Origin of the sequence: Leptospira kirschneri serovar Cynopteri str. 3522 CT (assembly GCF_000243695.2) — a bacterium.
Classification (GTDB): Bacteria; Spirochaetota; Leptospiria; order Leptospirales; family Leptospiraceae; genus Leptospira; species Leptospira kirschneri.
In genome coordinates this window covers 190945-206073 of record NZ_AHMN02000013.1, presented here as the reverse complement: position 1 = coordinate 206073, position 15129 = coordinate 190945, and the positions used below count along the sequence as shown (strand labels likewise).

Genomic DNA, 15129 nt, shown 5'->3' with positions numbered 1-15129 from the left:
GAACATTTTACTTAGAACGATAAAAATTTAAGATACCCGAAGCCATTTTAAAAGCCAAACTCAACGATTCAAAATAACATTCTCCTAACATTTCGATTTGCCAGAAAGAACCTATCCTACAGTTTATCACTATGAGATCTTCGTATTTTAAGATCATTGGAAAGACCCCTCTTCATGGAACCGTAGTTCCGCAAGGAAATAAAAACGAAGCATTACCGTTACTCGGCGCTGTTTGTATGGTTCCGGGAACCGTTCGTATTAGTAACATCCCCGTAATCTCGGACGTACTTATGCTTATGGAAGTGCTTCGTCATCTCGGTATGGAAATCAACGAAGAAGAACCAGGAACCTATCTTTTCAAACACCACGGAAATCTAAAAAACCAACTCCCCGAAGAGCTTTGTTCTCGCATTCGAGGTGCGGTCACTTTAGCAGGTCCGATTCTTGCCATGACCGGAAGGGTTTTTTTACCAAAACCCGGTGGAGACAAAATAGGAAGAAGAAGATTAGACACCCATCTTCTCGCATTACAAGCATTAGGTGCAAGTATAGAAGTATTTCCAGACGGTTACGAAATCAAAGCGGATCAACTGAAAGGAACGGACATACTTATGGACGAGGCCTCCGTTACCGGAACAGAAAACGCGGTAATGGCTGCGGTTTTTGCAGAAGGCACTACAATCCTTCGTCACGCCGCAAGCGAACCTCATGTACAAAGACTTTGTCATTTTTTAAATTCTGCGGGAGCAAAAATTTCAGGAATTGGTTCTAACATTCTTACGATCGAAGGAGTTACTTCTTTAAAACCTCCCGCCAAAGAACACAAAATAGGATCGGATTATTTAGAAGTGGGTTCGTTTATAAGTTTGGCTGCGGTCACCGGCGGAGAACTTATGATTCGAGACGTAGAACCGGAAGACATCCGTATGATTCGAATGGTTTATTCTCGTCTTGGAATCGAAGTCCGTCCGCATGAAAACGGAATTTTAGTTCCTTCCGATCAGAAGATGGAAATCATTCCGGATTATCATGGCGCAACTCCTAAAATAGACGATTCTCCTTGGCCTGGTTTTCCTGCGGATATGACTTCTGTCGCGTTAGTCACCGCTACTCAATGTAAAGGAACTGTTTTGATTCACGAAAAAATGTTCGAATCTAGACTTTTTTTCGTGGATAATATCATCGCAATGGGAGCGCAAATTATTCTTTGTGATCCACATCGTGCAATCGTTATCGGTCATTCTAGGCTTTACGGTCAAAAAGTAGCTAGCCCAGACATTCGCGCTGGTATGGCAATGATCATAGCAGCTCTTTGTGCGGAAGGTACAAGTTATATTCATAATATAGGTCAGATCGATAGAGGTTTTGAAAACATAGATACCCGCTTACGTGCGTTAGGTGCAAGAATCGAAAGAGTAAACGCAGATTGAACCGAAAAGATTTTTTTAAAAAAGGACTGGCGAGAGTGTTAGACTTCGCTCAGGAAAACGCGACAGAACTCGTTTCCGGTTTTCAAGAAATCGTTTCTAAAGAAACCACGTCACCCGCTCCTAAAAAAACAAATACTAAAAAAGTTAAAAAACAAGCGGAGTTTCTTCTTCCAGAACAAATTAAACCCAATCGAAAAAGAAAAATCCGAAACGTTCAGCTTCCTCCAGGAGCGTTAGACGAAATAGAGTTTCTTCAGAAATGTACAGGTTGTGGAGATTGTATTTACGCATGTCCTTACAGCGTATTATTTCCGGTTTTCGACGAGGTTTCGGAAAAACATATTCCTAGAATGGACGTTAATCTAAATGCTTGTATGCTTTGTAAGGATTGGCCTTGTGTCAATTCTTGCAAAACGGGTGCTCTGTTTCCTTTGGAAGGTGCACCTAAATTTGGTCAGGCGAAAGGAATTTTTGAATATTGTATCAATTCTAAAACTGGAGAATCCACTTGTTCTAATTGTAGGGACAGTTGTCCCATCGAAGGAGTAGTGAATTTTAAAGGGAACAAACCTTCGTTTTCCAAAAACTGTACCGGTTGTGGTCAGTGCGTCAGTGCTTGCCCCACTTTTCCGAGAGCAATTCGAGTCGAATAAGAATACATAAGATTATTAGAATATTTAAATTTAGGAAAATATGAAACATTTACAACTTCTTTTTTTATCAGTCCTGTTCGCTTTCATTTGTACGTCAGGTCTATTCGCGGAATCAAATTCGAAAACTACTCCTTGTTCTAAAGACGCAGAAAATTTCTGTAGTCATCGTAAAAGCGAAGATCGTTTATCTCAAATGCAATGTTTGATGGAAAAAGAATCGGATCTTTCGACTACTTGCTCGGATTGGCTAAAACTCAAAAAAGAAGAAATTAGAAAAAGTTCGGAAGAATGTTCCGAAGATAGAAGTAAATTCTGTAAGTTTGTAATTCCGGGCGGCGGTAGAATTTTACGCTGTCTGATGAATCACGAATCCTCTCTTTCCAATTCCTGTAAGGAAATGATTCAAAAACATTTACCTTGAAAGTGTGTATTTTGTGGCTCGATTCAGCTATTCTTTGAACCACAATTAAGTTTGATTTTAATTTTAAAAAAATTTTAGAAAAGCTCATCATTTTTCATATATAGAAAATTATATTATTTTAATATACTAAATTTTCTCTATGCAATTTATTGATCAGAGCTAAAGAGCCGGGCCGGCTGCCTGTGGCAAGTCGGATTCGCCCCGGTTTTCTTACACCTGCTTACGTTAAGTAATAGAGTTGTTGAAAAATGAATTCTCCATCTGTTTCTATTTCATGGAAACGAGCAATTGAAATAGTTTTGTTAAACGCCACTATGGAATTTTTCAACAACTCTAATACTAATTTTAATCTCGTAAAACCTTGTTTCAATATAAAGTATTGGGAATTCTATTATATAGTTCTAATAACCTAAATTTTTTCGGATTTTTTCGGGAATATCTTCGAAACGTTTGTATTTATGTTTTTTTCCGTCTGGGAAAATCACGTAGTAGACTCCATTCAAAATTTCCATATAATATTTCCCTGCTTTTTTTTCGCCGGTGGCTCTGTGATCCATCTCTTTGACCATTCTTTGATAACGAGAAGGAAGGGTCTGCCAAGAACCATAAACTTCAATTTCACCGCCTGTGTTTACGGTATAAATTCCGTTCTCGTGCATAATTTTAATTCCATTATAGTCGAATACTTCTAAAACATTCATTTTAGAATTTCTACTATCTTCTGGATCGGAAATTCGACTGATGGAAGAATTTAAATCCCCTTTAGGAAGTGAGTATTTTACGATCGAATTACTAGCGCTCTTTTCTTTTCTTCTTACAAAAAGAAGAAACAAATAAATCAAACCCGCAAATAAAAGGCTCAATACAAAAAACCATTCTGCTGGTTTCATTTTACTGCCTCAATATCTAAACTCAATTGACTTACACGTAGTCGGAGTAGCATCAATAGAAGTAGAAGCCCAAGATTCACAACTTACAGCAAGAACTGCATTCACACAAAGATCGATATCTTTTTTTCTAGAACGCCCCGGAACAAACGCGGTAAGTCTTCGGTTCGTATTACAAATTACATCTTTTGATTCATACGCGGAAATTAATTTAGTATTTGCATCCTCAAACGAATAAAAATCCGCATCTGTATTTTTCTGATAACATCCAATACTTAAGAACAACGCCGAAATAAAAACCGCTGATCGGATTTTTATTTCTGTTTTGAATCGAACTTTTTGTGTCATACATTTTCTAGTTATTTTAGGAATTTCTAATAAACTGAATTAAAATCGCCAAACAGCGATTTCATGCAAAAATTTAAGATTAAAATCATAGTTTCATGTATTTGTGCGAGTTTCCAAGCTTGTGGAGCAAATTCAAAAAAGATCAAACCGCAAGAATCATTTTAAATTTCAAAACCTTTCTTTTTTCCCATTTTTAGAGGAATCTTCTCGTTTACAGGAATTCGAACCGAACCAAAAATTGTATCATATTCAAAGTTTCCTTGAATTTTAAATTCAAGTTCTTTTCCAACCAACCCCGCTTGCAGAATTCCTAAAACGACTTGTAAAAGATTACGATCCATCTTTTTTTCAAAAAGTGTTTCTACTTGCAAATCTACAGTTTTCTTTTGAAGAGCCGGAATGATAATTTTTTCTTCGGATTGTACTTTAGCGAGTAAGAATTCTTTTTCGAAATTATCCGGAACTATAAAAGAAAGATCAAACTTATAAAGGGTCACCTCAGTTTCATTAGGATTTTCAATTTCAATCTTTGTTAAAAAAACGACCTTCGGAACCGACGGAAAAGAAATCCATTCCGCCTTTTGAGTTTCTAAGGATAAAACCTGAAATTTACATTTTTGAAGCGCTTTATAATTTTCTTGTAAACTAGAACAAGAATATAAACAAACCAAAGTTAAGTATAAAAAAATCCAATGAAGTTTAGAATTTTTCAAAATTTTAATTCCCTTCCGCAAACGAAGTTTGAATCAATACCTTTCCTTTGGTCATGTTCACGGCGTAGTGTTCGATCGCTTCGACCGCTTTTTCCAAAGGAAATCGAGAAGCTATATCGGTTTTTAATTCCTTCTTTGCCAAGGATCTCAGTTCCTTTGAAAGTTTCCAGATCTTATACGGGGTTTGTTGCGGAACCCAAGTAGACAACCAAAATCCCTCTAACTTCTTGTCTTGAAATATCATCATTCCTGCATGGATTGGAATTTCTTTTTCAGAAAGCGCACCGTACACAATAGCTCTACTTCCATAAGGCATTGCTAATAAAACTCTGGAAGTTAATTCTCCCGCAACTGCATCTAAACATACTGTAGCATTCAAGTCTTTAGAAAGAATTCTAAGTTGTCTTTCAAAATTAGAAGATTCTGAATTTAGAATATATTCCGCACCAATCTTTTTTAAGACCTCTTCTTGTTCCGGTTTACGAACAATATTGATCACTTTCATTCCTTTACGAGCCGCAATTCCTACCACCATCTTTCCTAAAGCGCTTGCCGCGGCCGTTTGGACCAAAGCCTTAACTCCTAGACTTTGTACTCTTTCCACCATTGCAATCGCAGTAATTGGATTCACATACAAACAAGCCCCCTGTTCTAATGAAAGATCCTTTCCGATCGGAAGACAATTGAATGCATCTGTAATCATATATTCGGCATAAACCCCGTCTCCTCTACCAGAAGCCGTGCAAGCTACATTTTTTCCTTTTAAATAAGAAGCGTAAAATCCCCCGCCGGAAGAAACCACGTTTCCACTTCCTTCAAAACCGGGAACGATTGGAAGTTTCTTTTTAATTCCGTAAAGACCTCTCATAAACATCAAATCAGAAGGATTGATCGAAGCAGAGTGCATACGAATTAAAACCTCCCCTTTTTTCAAAGGACGAATCGTTTTTTCCACAATGCTGGCTCTGTTACGATTTTCGCTGTATTCCTTAAGTTCTAAAGCTTTGTACGTTTTTGGAAGGTTCATTAGTTTTCCTTGATAATCAAATGTTGTATTTTTTCCATCTGTTCTGATTGTATATAATATTTTAAGAATATATCTACGTCTTCCTCGGTTTTTAAAGAAAACCATCTACCTTCCGGATAACTTACTTGAACAGGACCTAACTCACATCGATCTAAACAACCCGCCCTTTGAATTCGAACTTTACCTTCGATCGAAAGGTCCTTCATTTTTTTCTTGAGAGAAGCTAATAATTGAATCGAACCAGAACGACCACAAGAAACCCTTTCCCCTTCGGCCCTTACGTTTTCGCATACAAAAACGTGTTTCGTATAAAAGTTCGTCATTAAATCAAAACCTCAATTTTTTATTTTTAATACGATCAATTTCAGGACGATTTCGCAACCCGTTTCCGTAAAAGAAACCATTCAAAAAACATCATACAGATACAATTTCAAAAAGTTACTATTTTGTATTTAAATACTTTCCGAAAGATTTGTAAGTCTTTTTTGAGAAACTTCTAATCAATTCTTTAACCAGAAAGGATTATGATAGTAACTTGTCATTCTGAATAATTTTGATACGATTTGCTTCTTTTCAATACTTGAAAAGATAAGGACCGTCTTTTAAGAAATTCCACAAACTCTTTTTCAAGAAACGTATTTTTTAGATCAAAAACGATTCCGTATTTACACCCAGATTTTTTCAGGAATTATAGACTTAAGTTTATATTTCTTTTTTGGAGATTGGGAAGAATGAAAAAATTTTTAATCTTAGCAATTGGTATTCTTATCTTTTTCTCGTCCTGTAAAAAACCCGATCCCGTTGTGACGAAACAGGAAAAAGATATATTACAGCAAATTCTTATGGAAAACGAATCCATTCATAAGTTTCTCATGAAGGAAGAAGAGAAAATTCCAGACACGAGTCAATTAATGGCCCGTGTAGTAGAACTCATTTCTCTAAACGGAGGGTTAAAATCTCCGGCCGAAAAAATGCAAAATTCTTTAAAAGATAAAGAGACACAAGACGTAGAAAAATTTTTCCAAGCCTATTCTTCTTTTTCCGAAAGCCTTGCGGAAAGTCTAAAACTTGCGGGGGGAACCGGAGTTTTCAATCGTTTCTACTGCCCTATGGTAAATAAAACTTGGGTAAGTCAGGGAACTAAAATTCAAAATCCTTATGCTCCCGAAATGAGAGATTGTGGGGACCTAGTACGTTAAACGTGGAAATTTGCCTGGATAAAGAAATTAAAACCCGCTGTAAAATCGGTGTCTCACTTGGAGAGCCGTGTCCTGCCAATTGTAGACAAAATCTACTTCACAACGAATGGAGTTCTGAAATTAGAGAATTCTGTATCGCAGGCGAAAAAATGAACGCTTTTGCGGAAGGAAAAGCAGGGATTAACGTAGGAGCTTCCGCATTTTTACAGGCACTTCCATTTGTTTTGGAAGAATTCATTTCCAAAGGAAGGGTTTATTTAGAAATTCTAATCTATTTTCTTTCCATCATAGAACCCGAAAAAGTAAAAGAAGTCATAGACTCGTTCAGCAATAAATTACTCTATAAAATTATAATTTACGAATATAATATATATCAACAAACCGAAGACGAAAGAAAAAGCCTAAAAAAGAACGCGTCTTTTCTGGATTTAAGAGAAAATGCATATTGGGGTTCCTTATCATCCGAAAGAATATGCAGTTTTATCGCCTACTGTCTCAAAGAAGCAAAAGATCCTGAATTCGCTTCTCAATTTTTAACCGTTTTACCGTCAGAAGCAGTTTCCGATTTAAGAAATCTGGCGGGTTTAAATGTCGAAGAAGAAAAGGAACTTTATCTTTCTCTTAAAGACGGAATTTACGAATTACCGATTCAAATCCCCGGAATCTATAAGCATATTCTAAGTTTGTTCGAAGACGATCCGGAAATTTTTTTGATCCTATCTACTATGGAAGAACTGGTTTTGAGAAAACAACAAATCATAGAATCCTCACATGCAATTCTTGAAAAATACAAATCGGGAAAACTCAATCACCAATCCTTGTTCGGAGATTTATCCGTTTTAGAACTCGAAATATCAATGGAAATTTTGGGAATTTTTGAAGAGAAAGAAATTTTGGGAAGGTCGGAAAAAAACCTCATCAAAGAGCTTCTTTTTAAACATAAACATCTTAAAAGTGAAATTACTTAAGAATTTCTTTATATTTCAATATACCCATCCAGGTAAGATACGCAAGTTCCTCCGATACGAACCCTTTCTCCTAAATCCTCACAAAAAAGTTTTCCACCTCGAGCAGAAGTTTGATACGCTCTCATTACTTTTTTACCCAAACGCTCGGACCAAAATGGGATGAGAGTACAATGTGCAGAACCGGTTACAGGATCTTCATACAAACCCACAGACGGAGCAAAAAACCGAGACAAAAAATCGTAAGAACCGTTTCCCACACAAGTGGCAATAATTCCTAACGTGTCCAGCTCTCTAACTCCCTGCACGGAATATTCTAATTTTTTAAGTTGGTTTTCATTTTCATACAAGAGCATATAATCCCTGGATTTAAAAACTTCTTTAGGAGAAATTGAAAATGAATTCAAAATTTCCCTTGGAGTTTCCACTTTTTCGGGTTTTCGAGAAGGAAAATCCAAATAAAGAATATTCTCTTTTTTGAATACGTTTAATTCTCCGGATAAGGATTGAAAACTTAACTTGTCTCCCACTACTTCACCTTCTCGAAAAAGATGATAAGCAGCGGCCAAAGTAGCGTGACCACAAAGATCCACTTCGCTTAAAGGTGTAAACCACCGAATCCGATACGTTTCTCCTTCGAGTACAAAAAAGGCGGTTTCACTCAGATTGTTTTCCGACGCAATCTTTTGCATCCATTCGTCCGAGATCCATTCCTGCAATGGGCAAATGGCGGCTGGATTTCCCTGAAAAACTTTTTCTGCAAACGAGTCGATTTGTCGTATTCTAAGTTTCATAGAGATAGTTTGAAACGCTCCGTCGTAAGATTAAGTTCGGAAAGAATTACCCCAAAACAAACTTTAAAAGAAATCAGATAAAATCCATTTCGCAAGTTTTTAACAAAACGTGAAAATGGTAGTTCCCACAAAAACAGTCTCTCTCGATAATTAGTGCTTCCAGCTGCTTTTTAAGTCGTTAGGTTTTGTATGAGTTCCCGCAGAAATTGTAGTACTTACAGTTCTTTACTCATGACTAGACAATAAAACAGCTATTTAATAGTTTATACTTTAATCATGTGAATTCAGAGAAAGAAAATCTGAGCGAATAAAAAACTCAATAAACGGCTCTTTCTTCCACTTGATATTCTTTAAAAAGACTTTTCTGATTTCCCAGCTCGCTTTGAAATTCCACTGGGTATTGAGCCGTAAAACACGCGTTACAAAATCCCCCACCTTTATGATCCATTACGGCGCGGTTCATAGACTCGACGGAAAGATAAGCGATACTATCCACTCTTAAATACTTTCGAATTTCTTCGATCGTATGCGTTGCAGCGATCAATTCGTTATGAGTCGGAATATCAATTCCATAATAACAAGGTGATATGGTAGGAGGTGCGGAAACTCTGAGATGAACTTCTTTAGCTCCCGCGTTTCGAATCATTTTGATGATTTTTCGACTCGTAGTTCCTCTCATAATCGAATCGTCAACTACGATCACTCTTTTTCCTTCGACTACGTTTCGAACCACGTTGTATTTGATCTTAGCTCCAAAATCCCGAATCTTCTGATCTGGTTCGATAAAAGTTCTACCAATGTAATGAGAACGGATCAAACCGGATTGATAAGAAATTCCGGATTCTTCCGCATAACCTAACGCGGCTATGTTGGCAGAGTCCGGAACTGGAATGACTACGTCCGCTGGAACGGGTAATTTTCTGGCTAAAAATCTTCCTAAGTTCTTTCGAACTTTATAAACCGATTCCCCAAAGATGCTAGAATCAGGTCTTGCGAAATAGATATATTCAAAAATACAAAGACTCGGAGAAGCTTTTGGAAACGGATAGTAAGAATTCATTCCATTTCTATCAACCACGATCATCTCGCCCGGTTCTACATCTCTTTCATATTTCGTATCCGTAATATCAAACGCACAGGTTTCCGAAGCAAACACAACCGATCCGTCTTCTCGACGACCCATCACCAAAGGACGAAACCCGTTCGGATCTCGGACCGCAATCAATTGGGTTTTTGTAAGAATTACAAGTGAATAAGCGCCTTTTACTTTTTTAAGAGCGGAAGAAAGAGCCGAAAGAAAATCCGTTTCTCCGGAACGAGCCATCAAATGAACGATTACTTCGGAATCAATCGTAGTCTGAAAGATACTTCCTTCTTTTTCGAGCTGACTTCTAAGTTCCCAAGAGTTAACCAAATTTCCATTATGAGCCAAAGAAACGGCTCCTAAGTGAGATTCCACTCGAAGAGGTTGAGCGTTTCTTAAAAAAGAGGCTCCAGTCGTAGAATATCGATTGTGACCGATAGCCGCGTTTCCTTGTAGTTCCTTTAACTTAGTTTCCGTAAAAATATGAGCCACCAGACCCATTCCAGCATAACGATATAAATGTTCCCCGTCTGAAGAAACGATCCCACTCGATTCCTGACCCCGATGTTGCATCGAGTAAAGACCTAAATAGGTAAAATTAGAAGCCTCCGATGAATTAAATATACCAAAAATCGCACATTCCTCTTTTGGTTTGTCATCCTGGGCTTGTCTTCTTATTTTGGATTTATCGGGAATTCGACTCATTCTCTGCCTTCTTAAGCTTAAAATCTCAGGTTGCGTTTTTCATGCAAATAAATTCCGATTACATAGTCGTTGACACAACTCGAAGCCTACAACTAGTCCTTATCAATCTGAGTCAGGCGGATTCTATCTCCGTAGATACGGAGTCCTCAGGTTATTATACGTATTTTTCTAAGGTATGTCTGATTCAAATTTCCGCTAAAGGAAAAAATTACATCATCGATCCTTTAAAGTTACAAAATTTAGAAAGTCTTGGAAATTTATTCGAAGATAAAAAAATTCTAAAAATATTTCATTCTGCTATCGACGACATTAAAGCCCTCAAAAAAGACTTCGGTTTTCAATTTCAAAATATCGCGGATACAGGATTTAGTTCCCGTCTTCTGGATCATGAACAATATTCCCTAACGTATCTTGTAGATTACTATCACAAGATTAAACTTTCCAAAAAAGAACAAAAGTCCAATTGGGAAAAAAGACCTCTTGAAAAAAGCCAACTTCAATATGCGGCCTTAGATACCGTTTATCTGGAAACGATTTGGGCGAAAATGAAGGAAGAGCTTATCAAAAGAAATCTTTACGAAGAAGCAATTTCTGAATTTGAAAAGATCGCTTCCGAAGAACCAGGACCTGAAGGAAATTCGATTTCTATGGATAAATTCCCGGAAATTTTGGAATATAGTGCAGACGAAAGAAGATTTATATACGACACGTTAGTTTTCAGAGACGATAAATCCAGAAAGTTAAACAAAGCGCCTTTTCGAGTATTCAATAATGAGAAAGTAGTTCTACTCGTGAAAGCAAGAAGAGATATGAACAAGTTAACCGAAATTGTAGGTAAAAAAGACGCGGAAACACTTTTTCAGATCTATACAAATCCGAGCGGACCCCCAATCCAAAAGTCAGAGCTTTTTAAAAAACCGGGAGAAAACCTGACCAACGAAGAAGGAGAACGTTTCAAACGTCTGAGAATTTGGAGGGAGACAATCATGTCGATACGAAGAATGAGTCATCAGATGATGCCTTCTAACAAAATGATCGCAGAACTCTCTCAAAAAAATCCAAAAACTTTAGACGAATTGAGGGAAATGAATCTTTTTTCCGAATGGAAAGTGATACACTACGGACCATCTATATTAGCGGCTTTAGAAAACGTACCTTACGAATCGAACATCAAAGGTCTAGTTCCGATTAATAAGAAATTCGAATAACTAAATTCTAATATTTGAATATAATTCAAAAATGCAGTTGGATTTTCAATCACTCAAAGAGCGACTTATAATACCTCAGGAAAATTTTATAGGAATTCCAGCTCCACCGATCGGACAAGAAAAATCCAGGGCTTCGTCAGTCATTCTTTCCATTTATGAAGAATCAGATTTTAGTCAAGGAATCATACTTCAAAAAAGAAACTCCAATCTAAAAGCGCATCCAGGACAAATTTCTTTTCCGGGAGGAGCCTATTCTCCAAAAGATAAAAATCTTTTAAATACCGCACTTCGGGAATGGGAAGAAGAAATGGGTGAATCCAGTTCTTTTCTGGAAGTTTTAGGAGAATATCACGGAATTTTTACTTTTACCGGATTTCATATTTCTCCGTTTATCGCGCGTTACAAAGGATCTTTTCTATTTAATACAAACCCGGAAGAAGTGGAACGTTTTATTCTTTTGGATCTAAATCTTTTGGAAAGTTCTCCGTTTTATTCGATTCGAATTCGAAGGTCCGGCGCAAATGAAATAGAAATTTATTATTTTGATTTAAAAGAAGGGTTACTTTGGGGAGCCACCGGAAGAATCATCGTAAATTTTCTGAGAGAACACGCAAACTTTAACAGAAAACCTATTTTTGTAGAACCGAATTTAAGCGGTCCGCCCTTTTTTGATCCCTCTCGTAAGTTTTCAAAAAAGAATTAAGGGATGCCTCTAAATCTCAAAAAAGTATAAACAAATAATCCTTTAGAAATTTCTAATAAACTGCTGTAGTTCCCACAAAACCGTCGTATATAGTTAACGCGAGTCCGAAGTAAAAAAACAATAATTCTGAAAAAAGTTGGAATCTGGACTTTACAGATCGATTCCTAAAATGTGGGAACTACCACAAATCACAATTTTATGAAAAAATTCCAAAATTGTAGGAACTCATACTTTTAGAAAATTCTTACTCCGAACTCACGTTATTTAGCAGAGTAACATTTTAAAAACCAGTAAACCCATAGAAATAAGACATAATTTATATGAGTTCCTACAAATTCTGTTCTTTTCGACCAATTATAATTTGCATAATACATTTTTGAAAGTTCCAATTTTAAGAAAAAGTCCCGTTTAAAGACAGAGTTTTAAACATTCTATTGTATAACTTTCCTTAAAATTTTGAAATAAACACCTAAAAGTATTTTTTTCTTCATCTAGTATGCGCCATAGAAATTGTGGATAAAATGATTCTTGAAAAATTTACTATCTGCCGATCATTTTAATAAGACATAAAATCGGCCGATCAAATAGAAAACCATCCGATTTTATAACAAATGAAAATAGAAGTAACTTTGAATCGTTTTCTAAAAAACTGATCCGAAGTGTGGGAACTCATACATAAAATAAAATTGTGAATGGTTAAATTTCGGAATAGTTCCAATAGAAAATTAAAATTTTCTAATATTGCAATCATAAAGGAAGTAAAAAACAATGAAGATTATCAAAAACTTATTTCAAGAAGAAATACGTAGTTCATTTTTAAAGGAGAGTTTTCAAGAAGAAGAATGGTATCAATCCTTAGTCAATCGTCCTGGAATCGAAGAAAGAATTCCTTATTTCAAGACTAAAGCCGAAAATAAAAAAGCGGCAGTCCTTGTAAGATGAATCCGGAAGAAAAAGCTAAACTCTTAGAAACCCTGGATTTGATTCTGAAACATCTTCAGAATCAAAGTTCCAATTCCGGATCCGATTACAAAGTGGTTCTCTACTTGGTTCCTATCTTTGGAATTGTATTCGGATCTGCCTTATTATTTTTTGTTTTTTATTGGTGGTATAGACAAAGAATCGAAATTATCAAAGCAGGACTTTATAAAAAAGAAACTTTCGATCTTAGAACTTATTCTTTCTTTTTAGGTTTGATTCTTACCTTTGTAGGAATTGCACTTTCCATCGGATTCATTTCTGTTTTAGGACAATCACTTGCAATGCTCGGCGGACTTGTCCCGCTTGGAACCGGTCTCGGATTACTCTGTTATTATAAATTTTCCCGATCCTGATGAGGGAACCTATCCTATGTAACCAGGAAGACTGGGACTGTATTCAAAAAGTTTTACACGGCGATTTCAATTCCTTTGAATTGTTGATGAATCGTTATCAAGGTTTGGTTTATTCTCAAGCGATCAAAGCGTTTCGTAACGAGACCGAAGCCGAAGACTTTACACAGGACATTTTCTTAAAAGCCTTTGAAAGTTTATCTACATTTCAAGGCAAATCTCAATTCTCTACTTGGTTATTTGTAATCGCTCGTAATGAAATTATTCGAAAATACCGTAAAGAACACCCGGAAATCTCTGGGTTAGACGCGCTTATTTTGGCAGAAAACGAAAAGGAAAAACAAAGCGAAATTTATTCAGAACAGGAATCAAAATTTCTAAAACAGGAAAACTCGGAGAAGATTAGAAACCTAGTGGCAAGATTACCAGAACTTTATCGAAAACCGATTACACTTCACTATTTTGAAAATATGTCTTACAAAGAAATTTCTAAAAAATTAAACTTGAAAATGAACACTTTAAAGAGTTATATTTTTAGAGGTAAAGAAATCATGAAAGATTGGTTAAACAATGAAAAAAAAGAATGATTTCGTTCCGGCGGAACTCGAGGAAAAACTTCACTTTTTCGAAGACGAAACTCTAAATTCTCAGACAAATACTCCCGTTCCACCAGACTTAAAGCGCAGAGTAATGTTACACATAGTTCCAGTACGTCATATTAAAATCATATTATCGGGTCTGTTCCTTCTTGGATTTTCTCCTCTATCCGTTTTATTTTTTCTGGATCTTGGATTTTTGATACAGACCGGTATGCTCGCTTTTATTTTAATCACGAGTAGTATTCTCTTTTGTGTTTTCGCAATTTTAATCGGAATCTATCTTGTCCATTATAGAAATCCATATACCAAAGAATGGAAAAATAAATTAGGCTTTTTTGAATGAATCCAACTACTTTTAGAACTTTTCTTTTCTCCTTATTGATTTTTTTCGTTTTGATTCCAACAAATAACGCTTTTGCGGATACAACTTCCAAACCCACAATGAGTGCAAAAGAATATCTCAATTCTGACCTTGATCGGATTTTTCCTTTTCTTCAAAAAATGAAAAAAGAAGAAGCTGCGGTCTTAATCAGTCAAATCCGAGAAGAATCTAAAAAAGAATGGTCCAAGGCGGACAACTTCTATTTTCTAATTTCCCATTTGGAAAGTATTAAAGCGATCGAAGAAGAACACGAAAGATTAAAGAGTTTAAATGAAGTTTATTTAATAGGCGCCTTACTACTTGGCGGATTTTTGGTTTTTTCCATTTTCCGTCAACGTACTCTAATCCGAAAAATCAACTCTCAGTTAGACAACAAAGGATTTTCGGAAGAGTAAGAACGAACAACTTACAGAAAAAATACCTTTTGTAATTGAATATTTTAATCTACTTTTTTGTTTCCGTTTCTCTAAATTAGGTTCTCGGGAAACTCAGGATTTATTTCTTAATTTTCTTATATTCTAGTTTACGCATGTATTTTGAGTTTTTATCAAAATTTGTCTTACTCAGAACTATACAATAAGGTAGCTAATCGTTTAAACATCAATCATGTGAATTCAGCGTAAGAAAATTTGAGCGAATCTAGGACCACGCTTTCAGCATCAGATTTGTTGAAAAATTCC

20 protein-coding genes are annotated in these 15129 nt (G+C 36.1%); 12 read left to right on the top strand and 8 right to left on the bottom strand.

Going from position 1 to position 15129, the window contains the following annotated elements; all coding sequences use genetic code 11:
- Positions 1-131: 131 nt before the first annotated feature.
- The 3 genes from murA to LEP1GSC049_RS0206945 are packed head-to-tail and all read left to right on the top strand — an operon-like array spanning position 132 to position 2504.
- On the top strand, positions 132-1430 hold the full coding sequence (gene murA, locus LEP1GSC049_RS210725) for a UDP-N-acetylglucosamine 1-carboxyvinyltransferase (RefSeq protein WP_016561031.1): 1299 nt from the start codon (positions 132-134) through the stop codon (positions 1428-1430).
- A complete protein-coding gene (locus tag LEP1GSC049_RS210730) occupies positions 1427-2083 on the top strand; it encodes a 4Fe-4S dicluster domain-containing protein (protein WP_004757275.1) in 657 nt (218 codons plus the stop codon). The genes murA and LEP1GSC049_RS210730 overlap by 4 nt, the downstream gene beginning before the upstream one ends.
- A 40-nt stretch (positions 2084-2123) precedes the next feature.
- Positions 2124-2504, top strand: a complete 381-nt coding sequence (locus LEP1GSC049_RS0206945; protein WP_004760225.1) for a hypothetical protein — start codon at positions 2124-2126, stop codon at positions 2502-2504.
- A 401-nt stretch (positions 2505-2905) separates the two neighbouring features.
- On the opposite strand, the gene LEP1GSC049_RS210735 is transcribed toward LEP1GSC049_RS0206945, so the two are convergent.
- The 5 genes from LEP1GSC049_RS210735 to LEP1GSC049_RS210755 all read right to left on the bottom strand — a co-directional run bounded on the left by LEP1GSC049_RS210735 (position 2906) and on the right by LEP1GSC049_RS210755 (position 5802).
- Positions 2906-3394, bottom strand: a complete 489-nt coding sequence (locus LEP1GSC049_RS210735; protein WP_004757170.1) for a hypothetical protein — start codon at positions 3392-3394, stop codon at positions 2906-2908.
- Between the two features lie 9 nt (positions 3395-3403).
- Positions 3404-3739 (bottom strand): LIC13255 family lipoprotein, encoded by a 336-nt coding sequence (locus LEP1GSC049_RS210740; protein ID WP_004755605.1) that lies wholly within the window; start codon positions 3737-3739, stop codon positions 3404-3406.
- Positions 3740-3900: 161 nt separating this feature from the next.
- Positions 3901-4452, bottom strand: coding sequence for an LEA/WHy family protein (locus LEP1GSC049_RS210745; protein ID WP_004755642.1), 552 nt, complete (start codon positions 4450-4452; stop codon positions 3901-3903).
- 4 nt (positions 4453-4456) lie between these two features.
- Positions 4457-5479: a zinc-binding dehydrogenase gene (locus tag LEP1GSC049_RS210750; RefSeq protein WP_004755640.1), complete on the bottom strand. Its 1023-nt coding sequence runs from the start codon at positions 5477-5479 to the stop codon at positions 4457-4459.
- Positions 5479-5802, bottom strand: coding sequence for a (2Fe-2S) ferredoxin domain-containing protein (locus LEP1GSC049_RS210755; protein ID WP_004755570.1), 324 nt, complete (start codon positions 5800-5802; stop codon positions 5479-5481). Before LEP1GSC049_RS210755 ends, LEP1GSC049_RS210750 begins: the two co-directional genes overlap by 1 nt.
- Before the next feature lie 408 nt (positions 5803-6210).
- On the opposite strand from LEP1GSC049_RS210755, the gene LEP1GSC049_RS210760 reads away from it, so the two are divergent.
- Together LEP1GSC049_RS210760 and LEP1GSC049_RS210765 are read left to right on the top strand one after the other, a co-directional pair.
- Positions 6211-6678 carry an LIC13259/LIC11441 family protein gene (locus LEP1GSC049_RS210760; RefSeq protein WP_004762831.1) on the top strand — a complete coding sequence of 156 codons (468 nt, stop codon included), beginning with the start codon at positions 6211-6213 and terminating at the stop codon, positions 6676-6678.
- On the top strand, positions 6657-7646 hold the full coding sequence (locus LEP1GSC049_RS210765) for a hypothetical protein (protein ID WP_004755636.1): 990 nt from the start codon (positions 6657-6659) through the stop codon (positions 7644-7646). The genes LEP1GSC049_RS210760 and LEP1GSC049_RS210765 overlap by 22 nt, the downstream gene beginning before the upstream one ends.
- 8 nt (positions 7647-7654) lie before the next feature.
- Here the strand turns inward: LEP1GSC049_RS210765 and LEP1GSC049_RS210770 are convergent, their stop codons facing one another.
- Together LEP1GSC049_RS210770 and purF are read right to left on the bottom strand one after the other, a co-directional pair.
- A complete protein-coding gene (locus LEP1GSC049_RS210770) occupies positions 7655-8437 on the bottom strand; it encodes a PhzF family phenazine biosynthesis protein (RefSeq protein ID WP_004757261.1) in 783 nt (260 codons plus the stop codon).
- A gap of 316 nt (positions 8438-8753) precedes the next feature.
- Positions 8754-10226, bottom strand: a complete 1473-nt coding sequence (purF, locus tag LEP1GSC049_RS210775; RefSeq protein ID WP_016561037.1) for an amidophosphoribosyltransferase — start codon at positions 10224-10226, stop codon at positions 8754-8756.
- A gap of 41 nt (positions 10227-10267) precedes the next feature.
- Between purF and LEP1GSC049_RS210780 the strand changes: the two genes are divergently transcribed.
- Positions 10268-11434: a ribonuclease D gene (locus tag LEP1GSC049_RS210780; protein WP_004757152.1), complete on the top strand. Its 1167-nt coding sequence runs from the start codon at positions 10268-10270 to the stop codon at positions 11432-11434.
- 31 nt (positions 11435-11465) lie between these two features.
- On the top strand, positions 11466-12137 hold the full coding sequence (locus tag LEP1GSC049_RS210785) for an NUDIX hydrolase (RefSeq protein ID WP_004764331.1): 672 nt from the start codon (positions 11466-11468) through the stop codon (positions 12135-12137).
- Between the two features lie 580 nt (positions 12138-12717).
- On the opposite strand, the gene LEP1GSC049_RS210790 is transcribed toward LEP1GSC049_RS210785, so the two are convergent.
- Positions 12718-12906 carry a hypothetical protein gene (locus LEP1GSC049_RS210790; RefSeq protein ID WP_004768247.1) on the bottom strand — a complete coding sequence of 63 codons (189 nt, stop codon included), beginning with the start codon at positions 12904-12906 and terminating at the stop codon, positions 12718-12720.
- On the opposite strand from LEP1GSC049_RS210790, the gene LEP1GSC049_RS2000000227600 reads away from it, so the two are divergent.
- From LEP1GSC049_RS2000000227600 to LEP1GSC049_RS210810, 5 genes are read left to right on the top strand one after another with little or no spacing between them, the layout of a single operon-like run.
- Positions 12906-13079, top strand: a complete 174-nt coding sequence (locus LEP1GSC049_RS2000000227600) for an LIMLP_16695 family PerRB-regulated protein (protein WP_004755685.1) — start codon at positions 12906-12908, stop codon at positions 13077-13079. The genes LEP1GSC049_RS210790 and LEP1GSC049_RS2000000227600 overlap by 1 nt on opposite strands.
- Positions 13076-13471 (top strand): hypothetical protein, encoded by a 396-nt coding sequence (locus tag LEP1GSC049_RS210795; protein WP_004755611.1) that lies wholly within the window; start codon positions 13076-13078, stop codon positions 13469-13471. Before LEP1GSC049_RS2000000227600 ends, LEP1GSC049_RS210795 begins: the two co-directional genes overlap by 4 nt.
- Positions 13471-14055, top strand: coding sequence for an RNA polymerase sigma factor (locus LEP1GSC049_RS210800; RefSeq protein WP_004755665.1), 585 nt, complete (start codon positions 13471-13473; stop codon positions 14053-14055). The genes LEP1GSC049_RS210795 and LEP1GSC049_RS210800 overlap by 1 nt, the downstream gene beginning before the upstream one ends.
- The gene (locus LEP1GSC049_RS210805; protein ID WP_004755554.1) at positions 14039-14410 is read left to right on the top strand and encodes a hypothetical protein; all 372 of its coding nucleotides are present in this window, start codon (positions 14039-14041) and stop codon (positions 14408-14410) included. Before LEP1GSC049_RS210800 ends, LEP1GSC049_RS210805 begins: the two co-directional genes overlap by 17 nt.
- On the top strand, positions 14407-14844 hold the full coding sequence (locus tag LEP1GSC049_RS210810; RefSeq protein ID WP_004755660.1) for a hypothetical protein: 438 nt from the start codon (positions 14407-14409) through the stop codon (positions 14842-14844). The genes LEP1GSC049_RS210805 and LEP1GSC049_RS210810 overlap by 4 nt, the downstream gene beginning before the upstream one ends.
- The last annotated feature ends 285 nt before the right edge of the window (positions 14845-15129 follow it).